This is a genomic window from Heyndrickxia faecalis, assembly GCF_040267745.1.
Taxonomy (GTDB): Bacteria; Bacillota; Bacilli; order Bacillales; family Bacillaceae_C; genus Weizmannia; species Weizmannia faecalis.
The window spans coordinates 2,675,683-2,694,380 of sequence record NZ_CP158453.1 but is presented as its reverse complement, the minus strand read 5'-3'; the positions used below and the strand labels follow the sequence as shown (position 1 = coordinate 2,694,380).

Genomic DNA, 18,698 nt, shown 5'->3' with positions numbered 1-18,698 from the left:
GTAGGGCACTTATTAAAGAAGTATTTGAATTCTGCTTGAAATAGACATATAATAAGTAAAGATTAGGGAAAAATAATGAAAAGTGTCGCATTGTGCAGGAATGTTGCCTATTACATTTAGCAGGGAGAGAACTGTATGAAAAAAGTAATCACATATGGAACTTTTGACCTTCTCCATTGGGGGCATATCAATTTACTGAAACGCGCAAGAGCATTAGGCGACTATTTAATCGTCGGCCTTTCATCGGATGAATTTAACGAAATCAAAAATAAAAAATCGTACCATAGCTATGAAAACCGGAAATTAATTTTGGAAGCGATCCGTTACGTTGACCAGGTCATACCGGAACATTCGTGGGAACAAAAAATAGACGATATTAAAAAATACAATGTCGATGTTTTCGTGATGGGCGATGACTGGAAAGGCAAATTTGATTTCCTAAAGGATTATTGCGAAGTGGTTTACCTGCCGCGAACGGTCGGCATCTCTACGTCAAAAATTAAGAAGGACCTCTTCTCTGTGAAAAATGGTTAGGGAACTGTTCATTTCCTTATACTTACTGCTTTTTCGCGTGCTGTTTACATTGTGTAAAATTTTTCCTTTGAAAAGGAAAATCACATTTGTCGTTTCATTTGAGCAGAACAGTTTATATGTGTATGAGGAATTGAAAAAGCATCCTGATCCTTTTCAGGTAGCGTTCGTTTGTACTTCTTCCTGCTACCGCCGTGTTGCGGAAACCGTCCGGCAAGAGAAGGTATTTCTGTTTGAAATGAAAAATTTGCAGCATTTTATCCGTAGCATATACAACATTGCGACATCGAAATTTGTGATTGTCGATAATTATTACGGTTTCCTGGCTGCCGCCCGGTTTAAAAAAGGGGTGGAATGCATCCAGCTCTGGCATGCAGCAGGGGCTGTTAAAACGTTTGGCCTTGAAGACAAAACGATCCACACGAGGGGCAAGCGTGCATTGAAACGGTTTAAAAAAGTGTATGCCCATTTTGACCGGGTAGTGGTGGGGTCTGAAAAAATGAAGCATATTTTTATGAGGGCTTTCGGGCTTCCTCCTGAAAATTTTCTTTGCACAGGCATACCACGGACCGATCTTTTTTTTGACCAAAACAGGATCCGGGACATAAAGAGGGAGCTGTACAAACGGTATCCTGCCTTTCAAAAGAAAAAAGTGATCTTGTATGCCCCGACTTTCAGGGACCAGCATCTGGATCATTTTGAAGTGCCGCTTGATTGGGACCGGCTTTATGATGAACTGAAGGATGAGTATATTTTTGTTGTGAAATTTCATCCGGCTGTCAATAAAGGGGCGGGTTTGAACCAACGTCATGATTTTATCATTGACTGCCCGAAGGACGTGGATGTAAACGAATTATTGCTCGTAACTGACTTTTTAATTACCGATTACTCATCCATTCCCTTTGAGTTTGCGCTTTTAAATAAACCTATGATATTTTATCCGTATGATTTAAAATATTATCAGGAAAATCGAGGTTTTTGGGGAGAATATGAGCGAATGGTACCTGGACCTTTAGCTTTTTATACTGAAGAGATTATTCAGTACATTAAAGCAGATAATTTCGACATGAAGCGGATTATTAACTTTTCAAGCATTTGGAATCACTACTCTACAGGAAATTCCAGTTATAATTTAATCACATATTTGTATCAATATAGTAGGAAACCTGCTTCCGGGAGGAGTTAAAATACATATGGTGGAAATAAAAAGATGTACTTTGAAAGAACTAAAATTTCAGCATGATGATTATTTCCTTGAAATATATGTTCCATTGCATATTGTTGAAGACCAGTCTCCGCTGCAGCTTACCCTCATTAGCCGTTATAGAGGGTTAAAAAAAACATATAGCATACAAGAACTATCAAAAAGTGAGGAAGTTTGTGTAGTTTGTTCAAAAATAGAAAAAAATGAGCTTGATCATTTTGTGCTTACTGACGATATTTGGGATGCATATATAACAAAAGAGAAAATAACAGAGCTGGAAACGGAAGAAGATGAAGAAACAGTAGAACCTTCCAAATTTAGATTGAGAAGTAATAATCAGCATATTGAGTTATTACATTATGTTAATCGTCAAGAAAATAAAATTTTTTTGCCGTATTCAACGAATAAAAGAAACGTTTCGTTTCGGATAAAGAATCCAGGAGTAATTGCGAAAGTTGAAAGAGTGTCCATTGATAAAACAGGGCTAATTTCATTGAGCGGTTTTGTTGTAGATCCAACAGGAAAAGACCGATTGGAAGAGAGAGAATTTATTTTAAAGAATGCTGGGCAGGGAATTGAAATTAAATACCCGGTTCAATTTATTGAGCGTGCGGATTTAACAGAAGGTTATAGCCATCATGGGTTGGATTTTAGTCATGCGGGCTTTTACGTTGAAATAAAGGCTCAAGATATCGCTCTCTTAGGAGAGGGAAAAGTCCGATATAAATCGTATTTAAAAATAAATGTAGACGGACAGGTAAAAGAGTCGGCACGTCTAAAGTTTATCCCAGACAGCCCAGTTACTAAAGGAAAAAAATACATTAAAAAATTTAATGGTCAAAAGAAAAAACTGCTTGTGACTAGGACAAAAAAAAAGAAGTTTTTATCAATTTCTGTAGATGATTACCGTTTTTCTACTCATATGAAATTAATTATAAAGAGAAGACTGCGGAAAATTAGGAAAAGCAGATATACAAAACGAGCATATCAGTTTGCATTTAAATTTGTTGGAATGTTTCCGGCAAATAAAAAGCTCGTTATGTTCGAAAGTTTTCTTGGAAAACAGTATAGCGATAACCCTCGCGCGATTTATGAATATATGAAGGAAAAGTATCCGGAATTTAAATTATATTGGAGTGTTGATAGGAGATTTTCTTTTAATTTTGAGAATAGGGATTTGGTTGTTGTAAAACGACTTTCGATCAGATGGCTGTTTGCAATGGCAAGAGCAAAATACTGGGTTGTGAATACCAGGATGCCGCTTTGGATACCGAAACCGGCCCATACAGTTTATCTTCAAACCTGGCATGGAACGCCTTTAAAAAAACTAGCGGCCGATATGGAAGAAGTTCATATGCCTGGTACAACAACTGAGAAATATAAACGTAATTTCCTTAAAGAAGCGAGCCGTTGGGACTACCTTATTTCCCCAAATGCTTATTCTACGGAAATTTTCAGACGAGCATTCCGCTTTGACAAGGAAATACTTGAGACGGGGTATCCTCGTAACGATTTTCTTTTTAAACAAAATCACACTGAAGAAATAAGGGCACTTAAACTTAAATATGGGCTCCCGGAAGATAAAAAAATCATTCTATATGCTCCGACATGGAGAGATAATAAGTTTTACGGGAAGGGTAAGTACAAGTTTGATTTGCCATTAGATTTGGAAAAACTTAAGGAAGAATTAGGTGATCAATACGTCATTGTGATGCGGATGCACTATCTTGTTGCCAGTAAATTGGATCTAACTCTTTATACTGAGTTTGCTTACGATTTTTCAAATCATGAGGATATTCGAGAACTATACCTTATAGCCGATTTGTTAATTACAGATTACTCATCCGTGTTTTTTGACTATGCAATTCTAAAGCGGCCAATGATCTTTTTTGTTTATGATATTGAGGAATATCGAGACAATTTGCGTGGGTTCTATTTTGATTTTGAAAATAGCGCTCCAGGACCATTAGTAAAAACAACTGATGAAATCATTAATGAAATTAAAAAGCTTGATGCGAACGACTATAAACTTCCGGAAACTTTCGGAGCTTTTTATAAACAATTTTGTTATTTGGAATCCGAAAGATCATCTGAAAAAGTGGTAAATCGCGTTTTTCTAGGAAGGAAAGAATTATGAAATCAGCTATTACTGTTATAAAGGAACAAGTAAGTAGTTTTTATCTGATCCTAAGATTGTCGGCTTATGAAATGAGGAGCCAAAATAAAAGTAATTACCTGGGAGTTTTATGGGAAATCATTAACCCGATGATTCAAATATCTATATATTGGTTTGTATTTGGTTTTGGTATTAGAGGAGGGCACCCTCGCCCTGAATTTATTCCATGGCTGCTTGCAGGTATATCTGTGTGGTTTTTTATTTACCCTTCCGTCATGCAGGGTTCTAGATCTGTTTATTCAAGAATTAAAATGGTAGCTAAGATGAATTTTCCACTAAGTGCTATTCCCAGTTATGTAATTTTGTCAAAGATCTACCAGCATTTCATGCTTTTAGCGATTATTATTGTGATCTTGAATTTAAAGGGGTATACGATTTCAATTTATTATTTTGGTATAGCTTATTACTTTATTAGTGTCTATATTTTTGTATTTGGGTTGTCTCTTGTTACTTCTACTTTATCAACTATTGTTAGGGATGTACAAAATATAGTTCAGGCTCTTATGAGAATGATGATTTATCTCACGCCGATATTGTGGAATCCGAATACGCTTTCTCCCAAAATACAAGCAGTTTTAAAGCTAAATCCTTTTTATTATGTCATTGAAGGTTATCGATCCTCATTACTTGGAAATGAAGGGTGGTATTTTATTAATCATTGGCACTATACATTATATTTTTGGGGAATGACCATTGTTATTTTTATTATTGGCAGCAGCTTACATGTAAAATTTAGAAACCGGTTTGTTGACTTTCTTTAATTTAACCTTTTGATAAAAGGAATATCTAAAAAAGGCTGGGATTGTTGTGGATGAAAAACAATTGCTAGAAAAAAGGAAGATTTTCGAGAAACAAAATAATATTAAGTATAACTGGGAAGGTTATTTTGTTAAAAATAAAAAATACTTTTTGAAGACTAATGTTTATCCTAAGGTTACAGTAGTAACGCCGGTTTATAATGCGGAGAAGAATTTAAGAAAGACAATTAATTCAGTAATTGATCAAACGATTGGTTTTGAAAATATTGAGTATATCCTAGTAGATGATTGTTCGAACGATAATTCCAGGGAAATCTTACTGGAATATAGTGAAAATTATTCAAACATTGTAGTTGTTTTTTTAAAGAAAAATACAGGCACACCTGCACAGCCTAGAAATTTAGGGATAAAGTTGTCAAATGCAGATTATATAACGTTTTTAGACGCTGATGACTGGCTTGATCCAAATGGTATAAAGGTATTGTATGATATTTTAGAACAAACAGGAGATGACTACATTGTAGGTAAAACGATTGAAATGAATTCAAAGGGGATAAAAATAATAGGAGAACATGAGTCATGCGAGGAAAGAAGGAGTGTTTCTCCATTTTCAATTCCACATATTTTTCAACATTTGGGACCAAGAGCCAGAATGATGAGAACAAAGTTATTAAAGGAAAATAAAATAAAATACCCTGAAATGCGATTTGCAGAGGATAAACAATTTTTTATAGATGTTCTTATCAATTGTAAAGCAATCTCTACAACGACTACGCCAATTTATTATCTAAACAGGCTTGATGAAAATAATGATTCCTTAACAAAAAAAACGGATATTACTGAGAAAATGGAGAGCAATATTGCGGTAATCAATTATGTTATCAAGAAACGTTTAGATGTAGAAAAAGAAAAAATGATATTAAATCGATTATATGAATTCGATTCCATTACTCGGCTCTTTAATAGGCATCACTTTTTAAAGAGCAAAAATAAAAATATATATTTCAAAATATTTGGGGACGTATTAAAAACAACTAAAAAGTTAAGGTATGATTTTTCAGAAAACTTTTTTAAACCAATCAACAAAGTCGCGTATGAACTTTTTAAAGAAGGACGATATGACGATATTGAAAAATTGTTCAAATGGGAAAAAGGTGAGAAGGTGAAAGATGTATTAATTAGAAACCAGCTTCCTTATGTTGTTTCTCCTTTAAAAGATGAAAAATATAAATTCATCAGAGTTCCAATGCTCGCTGTTTTTCAAAAAGACTATTTTGAAGACAATTACTACCATTTAATGTTTAATGTTTATGGGGACTATGTAGACAACGTAAAAGATGTTTTGTTTGTTGATAAACAGAATGCGCTTTACCAAAAAAATTATCCTATTGATATTGACGAAAACGGAACTGCTCATCTGATGGTGAGTATGGAGGAATTAAAAAATCTTCCGACTTCTAGTTTTACAATATATTTGCGATATAATGATTATGAAAAAACAAATATAAGAAGAATTAATGAAAATAAAATTACTTATGAAGGAAGAAACTATTCTTTTTATACAACTGTCAACTCTAATATCGCCCTTAAAATAAAATGATTAAAAAGCGACTTCCAATAAACTGGCCCCATGACACAATAAAAAAGTTTAAGCAGCTGGGAGATGATTCCTATTATATTAAATAGGGGTCATTTTTTTAACATTGATAACGGTAATTGTTGTAATAAACTATTTAAGGCTTGCTGAATAAGCAAATATACCAAGTTTGACAAGCATTTCGGACGCTTTTGTCGAATATAAAGTATAAAGGATGAAATTGAAATATAACATGATCTTGGCTTTTTTAGCACACAATAATTTGAACATAAACTTATGATCGAATATGTTACAAATGCTTGAAAGATGAAACTTTCCATCCTTGCTTTTCGTAATACACTTTTATATATACAAATAAGGAGGCCCCCCATGGAAAACAAACGAAAACGGATTTTGGATATGGTGAAGGATGGGAAATTGTCGACGGATGAGGCGCTGATGCTGTTGGAGGCTTTGGACCGGGAAGAGGCGGGACAAATGGCGGCGGAAGAGGATCCGGCAGAACACGGGGAACAGGCTGCAAACGGCGGCAACGGAGAGGCTGGCAGCGATACGGGGCAGAAAAAGTTCCGCGATACAGACCGGAATTTTAATGAAACGAAAGAAAAGCTGTTTGATCTTGTCGGTGGCGCGCTGAAAAAAATAAAGGACTTTGATCTCCAGCTGGGCCAGTCTGCCGAAGTTTCCCATGTTTTCCAGCAAAGCCTGCCGGAAACCGATACCATTGAATTAGATATCGCAAACGGACATTTAACGTTTAAACAATGGGATCAGGAAGATGTGCGGGTGGAATGCCAGGCAAAAGTGTACCGCACCAATGACAGGGAAGATGCCCGCAGTTTTCTGCTGAACAATAGCACGTTTTCGGTGGAGGGCGGCAGGCTTGTGTTTTCTACGCAATCCAAATGGATGAAAGTGGATACAGCCGTTTACGTTCCGGCGTCCCGCTACCGGAAAATCACGTTGAGCACTTTTAATGGAAACGTCCAGGTGAAAGACATTCAGGTAGACCAGTTAAAAGTGAAAACACTCCACGGAAAAGTACTGGTGGAACATGCCGATTTGGAAACGGCGGAAGTCGAAACGGGAAACGGCACCGTTGATTTTGACGGAAATACAATCGGGCAAGTTGAAGTACAGACGATGAACGGGGACATCCGGTGGAACGGAGCGTGCAGGCGGTCAGACTTTGAAGCATTTAACGGCAATATTACGGTAAAAATGGCTCCGGGCGCCGATTCATTGCACAGCAAGACCGTCTCCGGAAACATTGAAATGGCCATCCCGGAAAACATCTCCGTACACGGGGAAGGAAAAACCAACTTCGGCAACTTTGCAATTGACCTTCAAGGCATGGAAAAATATGAAGAACGAAAAGAAATGATTCAGAAAGTGGCGCGCTTCAGCAGAAAAGGCACCGCTGAGTCCGCATTATATATTTTTGCCGACGCGAAAACGGGGTCCATCACGATCAACGAACAAAAGCCGGAGGAAGAAGAAAGCCCGGAAGCATAATCGTTTTTTTGCCTAGAAAGCAGAAATTTCGCGAAAAAAAGATGCGTACCTGCTGTGCTGCTGGAATCCACTGCTGTACCGTTATATACTGTAAAAAGAACCACACAGAAAAGGTTTGATGATCATGCGCTGGTTACTTGGAATTTTGATCAATGCGGTGTTATTTATTGCACTTTCCGGCTATTTTCATGGCTTTTATGTCGAAAATATTGGGGCTGCCGTTATGTCAAGTCTCGTCTTGTCCATTTTAAATATTCTGGTACGGCCGATCCTGATTCTGCTTACATTGCCGATCACAATTCTCACGCTGGGCATCTTTTTGCTCGTCATTAACGCCATTACACTCGTGCTGACGGATGAACTGATGGGTGCAAGCTTTGAAATTGACAGCTTCGGCATGGCGCTTTTCGTTGCGATCATCATGGCGATCGTAAACTTAATTTTACAGGAAACCGTATTCCGAAAATAAGACAGGCGGCGGCCCGACACCGGAGCTTTGAAAAAACGGCGGCGAAAACCCGCCGTTTTTTCATGCCATGGCCCGATGGATATAGGGTAAATCATTTTCAGGCAGCCAAACTATTTTTAAAATGAAAAATGCACCACACGGCATTTATCTCAAAAGAAGTAACAGGGTGGCGACTTTTCGTTCATTTATAGCATCGTCCTTTTGGAAAAGGAGAAAAGCAGCGTCCGCTCTGATTTGCCATTAGGCCCTGAACCGCTTTAACGCAGTTTTACACGGCACAGGATGATTTTTGGTTGAAAAGGGTGGAACGGGCCCTTTGGGAAATGATAAAATAATAAGAAGCCTTTGAATCATCAACAAGCCGTTCCGGTGGTTTTTATCCGGACTTAACAGGAGGAATTACAGTGGCAAAGGTGCGCGTAGCAGATATGATTAAACATTTTAATCTGGAATTGATCAGTGGGGAAGAGGGCATCCATCGCCCGATTACCACAAGCGATATTTCAAGACCGGGGCTCGAGATGACGGGATTTTTCGATTATTATCCAGCCGACCGGATCCAGCTGCTCGGGATGACGGAAATCACCTTCAGCAAGAGGCTCTCGCCGGAAGAACGGAAAAGCAGGATGGACAACTTATGCAGCGATATTACACCGGGCATCGTGATATCACGAAATTTGGAAGTGCCAGATGAGTTAATAGAAGCTTCCGAAGAAAAATCGATCCCTGTGATGCGGACCCCGATGAAAACAACCCGGTTTTCAAGCCGCTTAACCAATTATTTGGAATATAAGCTCGCCCCGGCAACAGCCATCCATGGTGTGCTTGTAGATGTGTACGGGGTCGGCGTTCTGATCACCGGCAAGAGCGGGGTCGGAAAAAGCGAAACAGCGCTTGAACTTGTCAAAAGGGGGCACCGCCTTGTCGCGGATGACTGCGTGGAGATTGTCCAGGAAGAAGAAGGGTCTCTGATCGGGCATGCGCCGGAATTGATCGAGCATTTGCTTGAAATCCGCGGCCTTGGCATTATAAATGTTATGACGCTGTTTGGCGCTGGCGCGGTCCGGAGCCATAAAAAAATTACCATGATCGCCAATCTCGAGCTGTGGGACGAGCATAAGCAATATGACCGGCTCGGGCTGGATGAGGAAAAAGTCAAAATCCTTGATACCGAAATTACAAAGATGACGGTACCGGTACGGCCGGGGCGGAACCTTGCCATTATCATCGAAGTGGCGGCGATGAATTACCGTCTGAAAAATATGGGCGTCAATGCGGCGCGGCAATTTACGGCCAAGCTCGCAAACGTCATCGAAGAACACGAGCAGGGAACGGAAGAAGAAAAGAACGAACCGTAAAAATGGCCGGCTGTATTTTAGGCTGGCCTTTACGGCGCGGAAAAGAAGGAGTGGTTGTGAAAAATGGATTCGAATATTACCCCGCTGAATCCGATTGCGTTTCATTTAGGCGGGTTTAGTGTGCACTGGTACGGAATCATTATCGGCTGCGGCATTCTTTTGGGTCTTGCCCTTGCGATGCGGGAAGCTGACCGGCTTTCGGTTGACCAAAATATCATTGCCGATTTATGCATTTGGGCGATTCCGGTTTCCATTATTTGCGCCCGCATTTACTATGTCCTGTTTGAATGGGAGTATTATGCCCAACATACAAGTGAAATCATTAAAATTTGGAATGGCGGCATTGCCATTCACGGCGCGCTAATTGGGGCGGTGGTCACCGCCATTCTTTTTACACGTGCAAAGGGCGTTTCTTTCTGGAAAATTGCGGATATCGTTGCGCCGAGCCTGATTTTAGGGCAGGCGATCGGGCGCTGGGGCAATTTTATGAATCAGGAGGCGCATGGCCGGGCTGTGTCCAGGGCTTTTCTCGAGAACTTGCATCTCCCGGACTGGATCATTAATCAAATGTACATAAACGGCACTTATTACCAGCCAACATTTTTATACGAATCACTTTGGGATCTTGCAGGTTTCATCTTTTTGCTTTTGTTGAGAAGGCGGGCGGCGATGCACAGGGGCGAAATTTTTCTAACCTATCTTATCTGGTACTCGATCGGCCGGTTTTTTATCGAAGGTTTGCGGACGGACAGCCTGATGTTGACTGCGCATATCCGCATGGCGCAAGTTGTATCCTTCATCCTGATTGTTTGCGCGCTTCTTCTCTGGTTTTACCGCAGAAAAACAGGCTTATCGGCCAAACGATACGATGAAGAGTGAAAAAGGCTTAATTTTTCCGGATGGTTCAGCCCGTTTCAGAGAGGCAAACAGGCTTTCCGGCCAAACGGAGCCAGGAAAAGAAAGAGGGAAGCAGATTGAAAAACCGGATTACGACATTGTTGTTTGACTTTGACGGCACTTTAATTGACACGAACGAATTGATTATCCAGTCCTTTTTGTATACGCTCAATGCGTACTATCCGGGCCGTTACAGCCGCGAGGACGTGCTCATTTTTAACGGCCCGCCTTTAATCGACACGTTTCTATCGATCGATCCGGAACGGGCGGAAGAAATGACCGCCAAATACCGGACGTATAATATTCAGCAGCATGATGCGCTTGTAAAGGAATTTCCGGGCGTATATGACACGATTAAAATGCTCAAGGAACACCGCTTTAAGCTCGGAATTGTTTCAACAAAAATGAAGGACACGATCAAGAAAGGACTGAAACTGGCAAAACTGGACCCGTTTTTTGATGTGATTGTGGCGCTTGATGATGTCAAAAAGGCCAAACCGGATCCGGAGCCTGTTCAAAAAGCGCTCCGCCTTCTCGGTTCAAAGCCGGAAGAAGCGATGATGATCGGCGACAATTACCATGATATCGAAGCGGGGAAAAATGCCGGCACCTTTTCGGCCGGTGTGGCATGGTCGGCAAAAGGGCGCGCTTTTCTCGAGCAATACAACCCGGATTTTATGCTCGAAACGATGACGGATCTTGCTGAAATTGTCGGGGTCCATGTGAAATGAGAAATACAAAGCGGTATCCGGTTAAAGGATCGAATGCCCTTTGGCAAATTTATAAAACCGTTTCATTCTGGAAAGTTTTTAAAAACGTGCTTGTCATTGAAATTGCGCGCTTTCTTCCGTTTTTGCGTCTTAAAAACCAAATGTACCGCATCTTTTTGCACATGAAAGTCGGGGACAGGACGGCTTTTGCCTACAAAGCGCTTGTCGATATTCTGTTCCCGGAGATGATCACAGTCGGCAAAAATTGCGTGATCGGCTATCATACGACCATTCTCGCGCATGAATATTTGATTGATGAATACCGAATCGGTGAAGTTGTGATTGGCGATGATGTGATGATCGGGGCGAACACGACGATCCTTCCAGGTGTAACGATCGGAGACAGGGCGGTGGTGGCCGCCGGTTCTGTCGTCCATAAAGATGTGCCGGCTGGTGCCTTTGCTTGCGGGAATCCGCTTCAAATCAGGCAGAAAAGTAGCGAAAAGAAAGACCCGGAACAAACAAAACGATAAAAAAGGGAAGAATTACTTTATCCCAAAAGGTTAAAGGCTTTCCAATTGTATGTTATACTACAAGAAACGATGAATGTTACTTGTTTGTGAGGGAACAACATGAGCAAAGATTCCAAATTAAGGCAGGAACATGACAATGTGCTGTCTTTTGTACCAACGGGAGAATACTATTTTAATAAAGGTGTCCAGGCTTATGACCGCCATGACATCAAAAAGGCATTGAAATATATGCAGCGCGCTGCCCAGCTTGACCCGTATGATCCGGTCATCGCCTGCCAGCTTGCGATCATTTATACCCATTGTGAAGCGTTTCGGAAGGCGATTGACATTTTTCGCCATATTTTAGCAAAACTCGATCCCGGCATGGTCGAATGCCATTATTTTATTGCCAATAATTATGCGGATCTCGGATTTTTTAACGAAGCTTTATACCATGCGCGAAAATATCTTGAACTGGACCCGTTTGGCGAGTACAGGGAAGAAGCAGAAGAACTCATTTATGTGCTTGATTTGGAAGAAGAGGACGAAACGGGCGCTATTTCGTATGAACAGGACGAACTCATGGCCAGACAAGAGGAAGCAAGGCGGTATCTCGAAGCGGGACATTTCGATACGGCGCTTTCGGAGTTGCATAAACTGATCAAGAAATACCCCGATTTCTGGTCTGCCTACAACAACATGGCGCTTGCGTGTTTTTACCTTGGCCAGACGGAAAAAGCGGTCGAGGTACTGATGGATTTGCTCGAAAAGAACCCTGGCAACCTTCATGCACTTTGCAATTTAGCGGTTTTTTACTACCATAAACGCGATGACGAAAAGCTGGAACAGATTTTACGCGGCCTTGAAAAAGTTCGGCCGGTGTTACTGGACCATCAATATAAACTCGGTGCAACATTTGCAATTGTCGGGCGCTATGAAGAGGCGTACCTTTGGCTGAACCGGTTGAAAAAAGTTGGATTTGACGGGGATGCTTCGTTTTACTACTGGCTTTCGCGGGCGGCTTACCATACGAACCGGCAACAGGCAGCAGAAGCCGCCTGGGAGCAGCTTGTGGAACTGAATCCGGAGAAAAAAGGCTGCGAACCATGGAACCGGGAAATGGAAAAGAAAATGAACGAGAAAAATGTCCAGTTTATTTTGGACAGGTTGAACAGCACGGAGTTGCCCGAGCGGTTCTTCGGAATTTTCATGATCGGATTGTCTTCCAATCGTTCGGATATCGTATCGCATCCGGATTTTAAACCGCTTGACGATTTTACGCTGACCGAAAAAATTTATCTCGCCCATGTGCTGGAGTCGGATATTCGCGAATCGTTTGACCCGGATGAGGTGTTTGTGCGCGGCCACAATATTGCATGTATCCTCCACAGCCATTACGGTCCGATGTTTCCGGGCTATACGAACTTAATGCTCGCCTGGTTTTCGATTTTTTTAACCGGTCTGAAACGCGGGGAACGGTTTCAAAATGAGTCCGGTTTTGCCGCCGCTATCGATTACTTGTGGCATCACCAAAAAGGCGATAAAGTATCCCAACAGGCAATCGCAAGGGAGTACCGGATTTCCGTCTCCACATTAAGGAAATACGCAAACCGGATCAAATCGCTCCTTTAAGCACAAAAATAGACGATAAACCAATATTCCTTTACTATAGAGAATGAAAGAAAACCCCACTGCATAAAAGAGAGTGGGTTTTTTTCAAAAAAATCGTATGGAATTGCATCTTTGTGGAACGATGAAAACAGGCGGCCTGCGGTTTCCCGGCCGCGGCCTTTCAATAAGGAGTGGTACAAACGATGAGTGAAGAACAAATTTATGATGTGATCATTATCGGGGCGGGGCCTGCCGGGATGACAGCTGCCGTTTATGCATCGCGGTCAGACTTGAAAACCTTGATGATCGAGCGTGGCGTTCCAGGAGGCCAGATGGTCAACACGGAAGAAGTGGAAAACTATCCGGGTTATGAATCGATTCTCGGTCCGGAGCTATCAAATAAAATGTTTGAGCATGCCAAAAAGTTCGGTGCCGAGTATGCATACGGCGATATTAAAGGCATTGAGATAGACGGGGATTATAAAATTGTCAAAGCAGGCGCAAAAGCATACAAAGCGCTTGCTGTGATTATCGCAACGGGCGCCCAATATAAGAAACTCGGTGTCAAAGGCGAAAACGAACTGGGCGGCCGCGGCGTTTCTTATTGTGCAGTGTGCGACGGCGCTTTCTTCAAAGGAAAAGATCTCGTTGTCGTTGGCGGCGGTGACTCGGCTGTTGAAGAGGGAAATTACCTGACGCGCTTTGCCAATAAAGTGACGATTGTGCACCGGCGTGATCAGCTGCGGGCGCAAAAAATCCTGCAGGACCGGGCTTTTAAAAATGAAAAAATTGACTTTATCTGGAATCATACGGTGAAAGAAATCCATGAAGAAAACGGAAAAGTCGGCGCTGTGACGCTCGTTTCGACTGTGGACGGATCAGAAAAACCATTTAAAACGGACGGCGTTTTCATTTATATTGGCATGGTGCCTTTGACCAAGCCTTTTGAAAACCTGGGCATTACGAATGAAGCCGGTTATATTTTGACGAATGAGGAAATGGAAACGAAAATTCCGGGCATTTTTGCAGCCGGCGATGTCCGTGAAAAAACGCTCCGCCAAATCGTCACGGCAACGGGCGACGGCAGCATTGCCGCACAAAACGCCCAGCATTATGTAGAAGAAGTGAAAGAAGCCATGAAAGCCGGTTGATTGCTGGATAAAAAGGCGTGCATCCTCGGCATTTTGCTAAAAACAGGGAAAACGTCAAGTGGTTTTAACGTGTTTGTAACCCGCATGAAATAAACTTGCGGTATGATGTAAATATAAATTGACCCCCTTTTTTATATGTTTGAACCAAGAACACTTATGGCTCCGGCTATAAGCGGTTCAAGGAACCTATCTCCCAGGCACAGGAAAATCCTGTGCTCTTTTTTTGCGCAAAAATTGCGGTGCGGGATATTGCGCTGCTTTTTCCGGCTGATAAATGCGCTGGCTCGTTTATACGGGAGATGAAAGACATTTTAAAGGGTGGCGGGCGCCTATTTGTCCTTCACCGGTTTGATGAAAGACAAAACAAAGCGCGACTGCTTGCCATTTGTCCCTCATCGATGCGATGAAAGACAAAACAAGGTATGACGGGTATCGATTTGTCCTTCATCACCCCGATGAAAGACATTTTATAAGATGGCTGCCAGTATTCTGTCCTTCACCGGCATAATGAAAGACAAAACAAAGCGCAGCTGCCAGCCATTTGTCCTTCATCTGCCCGGTGAAAGACAAATCAAAGTTCAGGAGCCACGGACTTGTCCTCACCCATGCGATTTTCACGATTGGGGAAAACTTGACACAAACGGGGCAGGTGCATTCATTGTTCAACCATTTCATTAATAGTATAATAAAAAGGTACATGGTTTTACGCACGGGAAAGGTTTATCCATCGGTTGAATAGATGCGGATTTGTCCGCATCATTCCGGTTCAGATATGAGGTGACTCCTTTGCAAAGAATAACAAATTGTGTATTCATCAAAGACGGACAGGTTTTATTGCTGCAAAAGCCGCGGCGCAACTGGTGGGTTGCACCCGGTGGGAAAATGGAGCAAGGAGAAACGGTCCGTGAAGCCGTGATTCGCGAATACCGCGAAGAAACTGGCATTTATTTAAAACACCCTGATTTAAAGGGCGTTTTCACGATTGTCATCAAAGACAGGGATAAACCCGTGTCTGAATGGATGATGTTTACGTTTGTCGCAACAGACGGCGACGGCAAAAACTTCGAGCAATCTGCTGAAGGAATTTTGCAGTGGCATGCTATTGATGAAATTAAAAACTTGCCGATGGCGGCGGGAGATACCCATATTTTGGAATATATGGTCCACGGAAGCGGCATCATCTACGGCCAGTTTACGTACACGCCCGACTTTGAATTGCTTTCATACAGGCTCGATCCAAGCTGAAACGCCATGCTAAATTTTCCGTCAGGGGGAAAAAGAATGGGTTTAGAAGGAAATCAAATGCAGTTTGTCATCATTACCGGCATGAGCGGGGCCGGAAAAACGGTTGCGATCCAAAGCCTGGAGGATCTCGGGTTTTTCTGTGTCGATAATTTGCCGCCGACGCTTTTGCCAAAATTTCTGGAACTGATGAAAGATGCCAGTAATAAAATGAATAAAGTCGCGCTTGTAATGGATTTGCGCGGCCGTGAATTCTTTGATGACTTGTTCCGGGCACTGGATGAACTTGACAAGTCTTCGTGGGTTACGCCCACCATTTTATTTTTGGATGCGGATGATTCTGTGCTCGTGCGCAGGTATAAAGAAACGCGCCGGTCCCATCCGCTTTCGCCGGATGGGACGCCGCTCGAAGGGATACAGCAGGAAAGAAAAATCCTCGAGGAGCTGAAAGGGCGCGCGCAGCTTATTCTCAACACATCCAATTTAAAACCGCGCGAACTCCGCGAAAAAATCGTGTTGGAGTTTTCGGCGAATAAGCAGTCGGTTTTCACGGTCAATGTCCTGTCGTTCGGCTTCAAAAACGGCATTCCGATTGACTGCGATCTTGTTTTTGATGTCCGGTTTTTGCCGAATCCGTTCTACATTGAACATATGCGCCAGAAAACCGGACTGGACGAAGAGGTATACACTTACGTTTTAAAATGGAATGAAACGCAAAAATTTCTTGAAAAGCTGACCGATTTGCTTGCTTTTATGCTCCCGCATTACAAACGGGAAGGGAAAAGCCAGCTGGTGATCGGCATCGGGTGCACGGGCGGCCAGCACCGTTCTGTCGCGCTTGCCGAGTATATCGGCCATTTTTTTGAAAAAGACTATCATACAACGATTTCTCACCGTGATATTAAAAGAAAAGAGGAGCGTAAGCCATGAGGCATCCGAAAATTGTACTGATCGGAGGCGGGACGGGGCTTCCCGTGCTTTTGCGGGGGCTGAAAAAATACCCGGTTGAGATCAGTGCCATTGTAACTGTTGCAGATGACGGCGGGAGTTCCGGAAGAATCCGCAATGAAATGGACATTCCTTCACCGGGGGACATCCGCAATGTGCTTGCGGCTTTATCCGATGTGGAGCCGCTGCTTGAAAAAATGTTCCAGCACCGCTTTGAAACCGGCGATGAACTTTCCGGGCATTCGCTTGGCAATCTGATTATTGCGGCGCTCACTTCGATAACTGGAGATTTTGTGCACGCCGTAAAGGAACTGAGCAAAGTCCTGAATGTACGGGGGCAGGTTTTACCATCCGCCAACCAAAGTGTCGTGTTGCACGCCGAAATGGAAGACGGATCGATCGTTTCCGGAGAATCCAAAATTCCGTGTGCCGGCAAAAAAATCAAAAGGGTGTTTTTGACCCCAGAAGTCATTCAGCCGCTTCCGGAAACATTAACGGCCATTCAGGAAGCTGACTTGATCGTGATCGGCCCAGGCAGCCTTTATACAAGTATTTTGCCGAATTTAATGGTGCCAGGTCTTGGAGAAGCAGTATGCCAGGCAAATGCGAAAAAAGTGTATGTATGCAATTTGATGACGCAGGCGGGCGAGACGAATCATTATACTGCCGCGGATCATGTGCAGGCGATTTTCAACCATATGGGTAGTGCCTGTATTGATACGATCCTCGTTAATGATGAAGATGTGCCGGAACCGATTATGCACCGGTATCGCAAGGAGTTGGCACAGCCTGTTGTATACGACGTGAAGCGTTTAATGGGGCTCGGCCTGGAGGTGGTTTCGGGAAATATTTTAACGTATAAAGGCGGGGTCATCCGCCACGATACGGAAAAAGTTGCCGAAATCCTTTATGATATTTTGAAAAAGCAGCAATGGCTTTCACGCTCCAGTGCCCGGTGAAAGGATAAAGGTGGAACATCCCCTTTTCATGTGCATTTTTTCGCATAGCTCTAAATTTTGCCAAGGGAGGGGCCTGGAGGATGTCATTTGCATCAGAGATCAAAAAAGAGCTGACCAATTTAGCAGTAAAAGATTGCTGCGTGAGATCCGAATTATCGGCACTGATCCGGATGAACGGATCTTTATCTTTTTCCAACAAGGTGCTGGTTGTCAATGTGCAGACGGAAAATGCCGCCATTGCTAGGCGAATTTACGTCCTTGTAAAAAGATTATATGACGTCCCGGTGGAATTATTAGTCAGGAAAAAAATGCGCCTGAAAAAAAACAATGTCTACATTGTCAGGCTAAAGGCCCGGGCAAAAGAAATATTGGAAGATTTGCATATTCTCGGTGAACATTTTACCTTTACCCGGAACATTTCCCCGGAACTGCTGAAGAAAAAGTGCTGCAAACGTTCCTATTTGCGTGGGGCTTTTCTGGCGGGCGGATCCGTTAACAATCCGGAAACTTCCTCTTATCATCTGGAAATTTCCTCCCAATACAAAGAGCACAACGATGCGCTATGCCGCCTGATGAACGGGTTTCATTTAAACAGCAAGACGCTTGAAAGAAAAAAGGGCTATATTACGTATTTAAAAGAAGCGGAAAAGATTACGGAGTTTCTCAATATTATCGGTGCCCATCATGCCCTGCTCCGGTTTGAAGATGTCCGGATTGTTCGGGATATGCGCAATTCCGTCAACCGGCTCGTCAATTGCGAAACGGCCAATTTGAATAAAACGATCGGAGCCGCCCTCCGTCAAGTGGAAAACATTCGCTATATTGAAGAAACGGTCGGCCTTGATGCACTGCCGGAGAAACTGCGCGAGATTGCAGTATTGCGCGTGAACCACCAGGATGTGACTTTGAAGGAACTCGGCGAAATGGTGTCCGGCGGGCATATTAGCAAATCCGGCATCAATCACCGGCTCCGCAAAATCGATGAAATTGCCGAGAAACTGCGGGCAAACGGGCCTGTCAATAAAAATTCATAATGGGTACCAACATCTATATATTATAA

Annotated in this window: 17 protein-coding genes; all 17 read left to right on the top strand. The window is 42.5% G+C overall.

The genetic code is table 11. The annotated features are described in order from the left end of the window. Positions 1–135: 135 nt before the first annotated feature. The 17 genes from tagD (at position 136) to whiA (ending at position 18,672) form a co-directional block, all read left to right on the top strand. A complete protein-coding gene (gene tagD, locus ABR335_RS13150) occupies positions 136–534 on the top strand; it encodes a glycerol-3-phosphate cytidylyltransferase (protein WP_013858674.1) in 399 nt (132 codons plus the stop codon). Beyond that, positions 527–1,717 (top strand): CDP-glycerol glycerophosphotransferase family protein, encoded by a 1,191-nt coding sequence (locus ABR335_RS13145; RefSeq protein WP_350346237.1) that lies wholly within the window; start codon positions 527–529, stop codon positions 1,715–1,717. Before tagD ends, ABR335_RS13145 begins: the two co-directional genes overlap by 8 nt. A 7-nt stretch (positions 1,718–1,724) precedes the next feature. Continuing rightward, the gene (locus ABR335_RS13140) at positions 1,725–3,872 is read left to right on the top strand and encodes a CDP-glycerol glycerophosphotransferase family protein (protein WP_350346236.1); all 2,148 of its coding nucleotides are present in this window, start codon (positions 1,725–1,727) and stop codon (positions 3,870–3,872) included. Then, positions 3,869–4,672: an ABC transporter permease gene (locus ABR335_RS13135; protein WP_019721732.1), complete on the top strand. Its 804-nt coding sequence runs from the start codon at positions 3,869–3,871 to the stop codon at positions 4,670–4,672. Before ABR335_RS13140 ends, ABR335_RS13135 begins: the two co-directional genes overlap by 4 nt. A gap of 46 nt (positions 4,673–4,718) precedes the next feature. Beyond that, complete coding sequence (locus tag ABR335_RS13130) at positions 4,719–6,269, top strand: glycosyltransferase family 2 protein (RefSeq protein WP_157775932.1); 1,551 nt, start codon at positions 4,719–4,721, stop codon at positions 6,267–6,269. Positions 6,270–6,635: 366 nt separating this feature from the next. After that, positions 6,636–7,781 (top strand): DUF4097 family beta strand repeat-containing protein, encoded by a 1,146-nt coding sequence (locus ABR335_RS13125; protein WP_251459931.1) that lies wholly within the window; start codon positions 6,636–6,638, stop codon positions 7,779–7,781. Between the two features lie 124 nt (positions 7,782–7,905). After that, the gene (locus ABR335_RS13120) at positions 7,906–8,250 is read left to right on the top strand and encodes a phage holin family protein (protein WP_014095831.1); all 345 of its coding nucleotides are present in this window, start codon (positions 7,906–7,908) and stop codon (positions 8,248–8,250) included. A gap of 404 nt (positions 8,251–8,654) precedes the next feature. Then, positions 8,655–9,608, top strand: coding sequence for an HPr(Ser) kinase/phosphatase (hprK, locus tag ABR335_RS13115; RefSeq protein WP_014095830.1), 954 nt, complete (start codon positions 8,655–8,657; stop codon positions 9,606–9,608). A gap of 63 nt (positions 9,609–9,671) precedes the next feature. Continuing rightward, a complete protein-coding gene (gene lgt, locus ABR335_RS13110; RefSeq protein ID WP_014095829.1) occupies positions 9,672–10,487 on the top strand; it encodes a prolipoprotein diacylglyceryl transferase in 816 nt (271 codons plus the stop codon). 95 nt (positions 10,488–10,582) lie between these two features. Then, positions 10,583–11,236 carry a pyrophosphatase PpaX gene (gene ppaX / locus ABR335_RS13105; protein ID WP_014095828.1) on the top strand — a complete coding sequence of 218 codons (654 nt, stop codon included), beginning with the start codon at positions 10,583–10,585 and terminating at the stop codon, positions 11,234–11,236. Next, positions 11,233–11,748: an acyltransferase gene (locus tag ABR335_RS13100; RefSeq protein ID WP_014095827.1), complete on the top strand. Its 516-nt coding sequence runs from the start codon at positions 11,233–11,235 to the stop codon at positions 11,746–11,748. The genes ppaX and ABR335_RS13100 overlap by 4 nt, the downstream gene beginning before the upstream one ends. A 99-nt stretch (positions 11,749–11,847) precedes the next feature. After that, on the top strand, positions 11,848–13,359 hold the full coding sequence (locus ABR335_RS13095) for a tetratricopeptide repeat protein (protein WP_014095826.1): 1,512 nt from the start codon (positions 11,848–11,850) through the stop codon (positions 13,357–13,359). Between the two features lie 182 nt (positions 13,360–13,541). Further along, positions 13,542–14,489: a thioredoxin-disulfide reductase gene (gene trxB / locus ABR335_RS13090; RefSeq protein ID WP_014095825.1), complete on the top strand. Its 948-nt coding sequence runs from the start codon at positions 13,542–13,544 to the stop codon at positions 14,487–14,489. A gap of 786 nt (positions 14,490–15,275) precedes the next feature. Beyond that, the gene (locus ABR335_RS13085; RefSeq protein ID WP_350346235.1) at positions 15,276–15,734 is read left to right on the top strand and encodes an NUDIX hydrolase; all 459 of its coding nucleotides are present in this window, start codon (positions 15,276–15,278) and stop codon (positions 15,732–15,734) included. Between the two features lie 36 nt (positions 15,735–15,770). Continuing rightward, the gene (gene rapZ, locus ABR335_RS13080) at positions 15,771–16,661 is read left to right on the top strand and encodes an RNase adapter RapZ (RefSeq protein ID WP_019721738.1); all 891 of its coding nucleotides are present in this window, start codon (positions 15,771–15,773) and stop codon (positions 16,659–16,661) included. Continuing rightward, entirely contained in the window at positions 16,658–17,638 is a 981-nt protein-coding gene (locus ABR335_RS13075) for a gluconeogenesis factor YvcK family protein (protein ID WP_014095821.1), read from the top strand. Before rapZ ends, ABR335_RS13075 begins: the two co-directional genes overlap by 4 nt. A gap of 80 nt (positions 17,639–17,718) precedes the next feature. Beyond that, positions 17,719–18,672, top strand: a complete 954-nt coding sequence (whiA, locus tag ABR335_RS13070; protein WP_014095820.1) for a DNA-binding protein WhiA — start codon at positions 17,719–17,721, stop codon at positions 18,670–18,672. The last annotated feature ends 26 nt before the right edge of the window (positions 18,673–18,698 follow it).

Coding starts and splice junctions, on each gene's coding strand:
- tagD (WP_013858674.1), top strand. CDS start 136: ATGAAAAAAGTAATCACATATGGAACTTTTGACCTTCTCCATTGGGGG.
- ABR335_RS13125 (WP_251459931.1), top strand. CDS start 6,636: ATGGAAAACAAACGAAAACGGATTTTGGATATGGTGAAGGATGGGAAA.
- ABR335_RS13075 (WP_014095821.1), top strand. CDS start 16,658: ATGAGGCATCCGAAAATTGTACTGATCGGAGGCGGGACGGGGCTTCCC.
- rapZ (WP_019721738.1), top strand. CDS start 15,771: ATGGGTTTAGAAGGAAATCAAATGCAGTTTGTCATCATTACCGGCATG.
- trxB (WP_014095825.1), top strand. CDS start 13,542: ATGAGTGAAGAACAAATTTATGATGTGATCATTATCGGGGCGGGGCCT.
- ABR335_RS13120 (WP_014095831.1), top strand. CDS start 7,906: ATGCGCTGGTTACTTGGAATTTTGATCAATGCGGTGTTATTTATTGCA.
- whiA (WP_014095820.1), top strand. CDS start 17,719: ATGTCATTTGCATCAGAGATCAAAAAAGAGCTGACCAATTTAGCAGTA.
- ABR335_RS13145 (WP_350346237.1), top strand. CDS start 527: ATGGTTAGGGAACTGTTCATTTCCTTATACTTACTGCTTTTTCGCGTG.
- ABR335_RS13135 (WP_019721732.1), top strand. CDS start 3,869: ATGAAATCAGCTATTACTGTTATAAAGGAACAAGTAAGTAGTTTTTAT.
- ABR335_RS13100 (WP_014095827.1), top strand. CDS start 11,233: ATGAGAAATACAAAGCGGTATCCGGTTAAAGGATCGAATGCCCTTTGG.
- ABR335_RS13140 (WP_350346236.1), top strand. CDS start 1,725: ATGGTGGAAATAAAAAGATGTACTTTGAAAGAACTAAAATTTCAGCAT.
- lgt (WP_014095829.1), top strand. CDS start 9,672: ATGGATTCGAATATTACCCCGCTGAATCCGATTGCGTTTCATTTAGGC.
- ABR335_RS13095 (WP_014095826.1), top strand. CDS start 11,848: ATGAGCAAAGATTCCAAATTAAGGCAGGAACATGACAATGTGCTGTCT.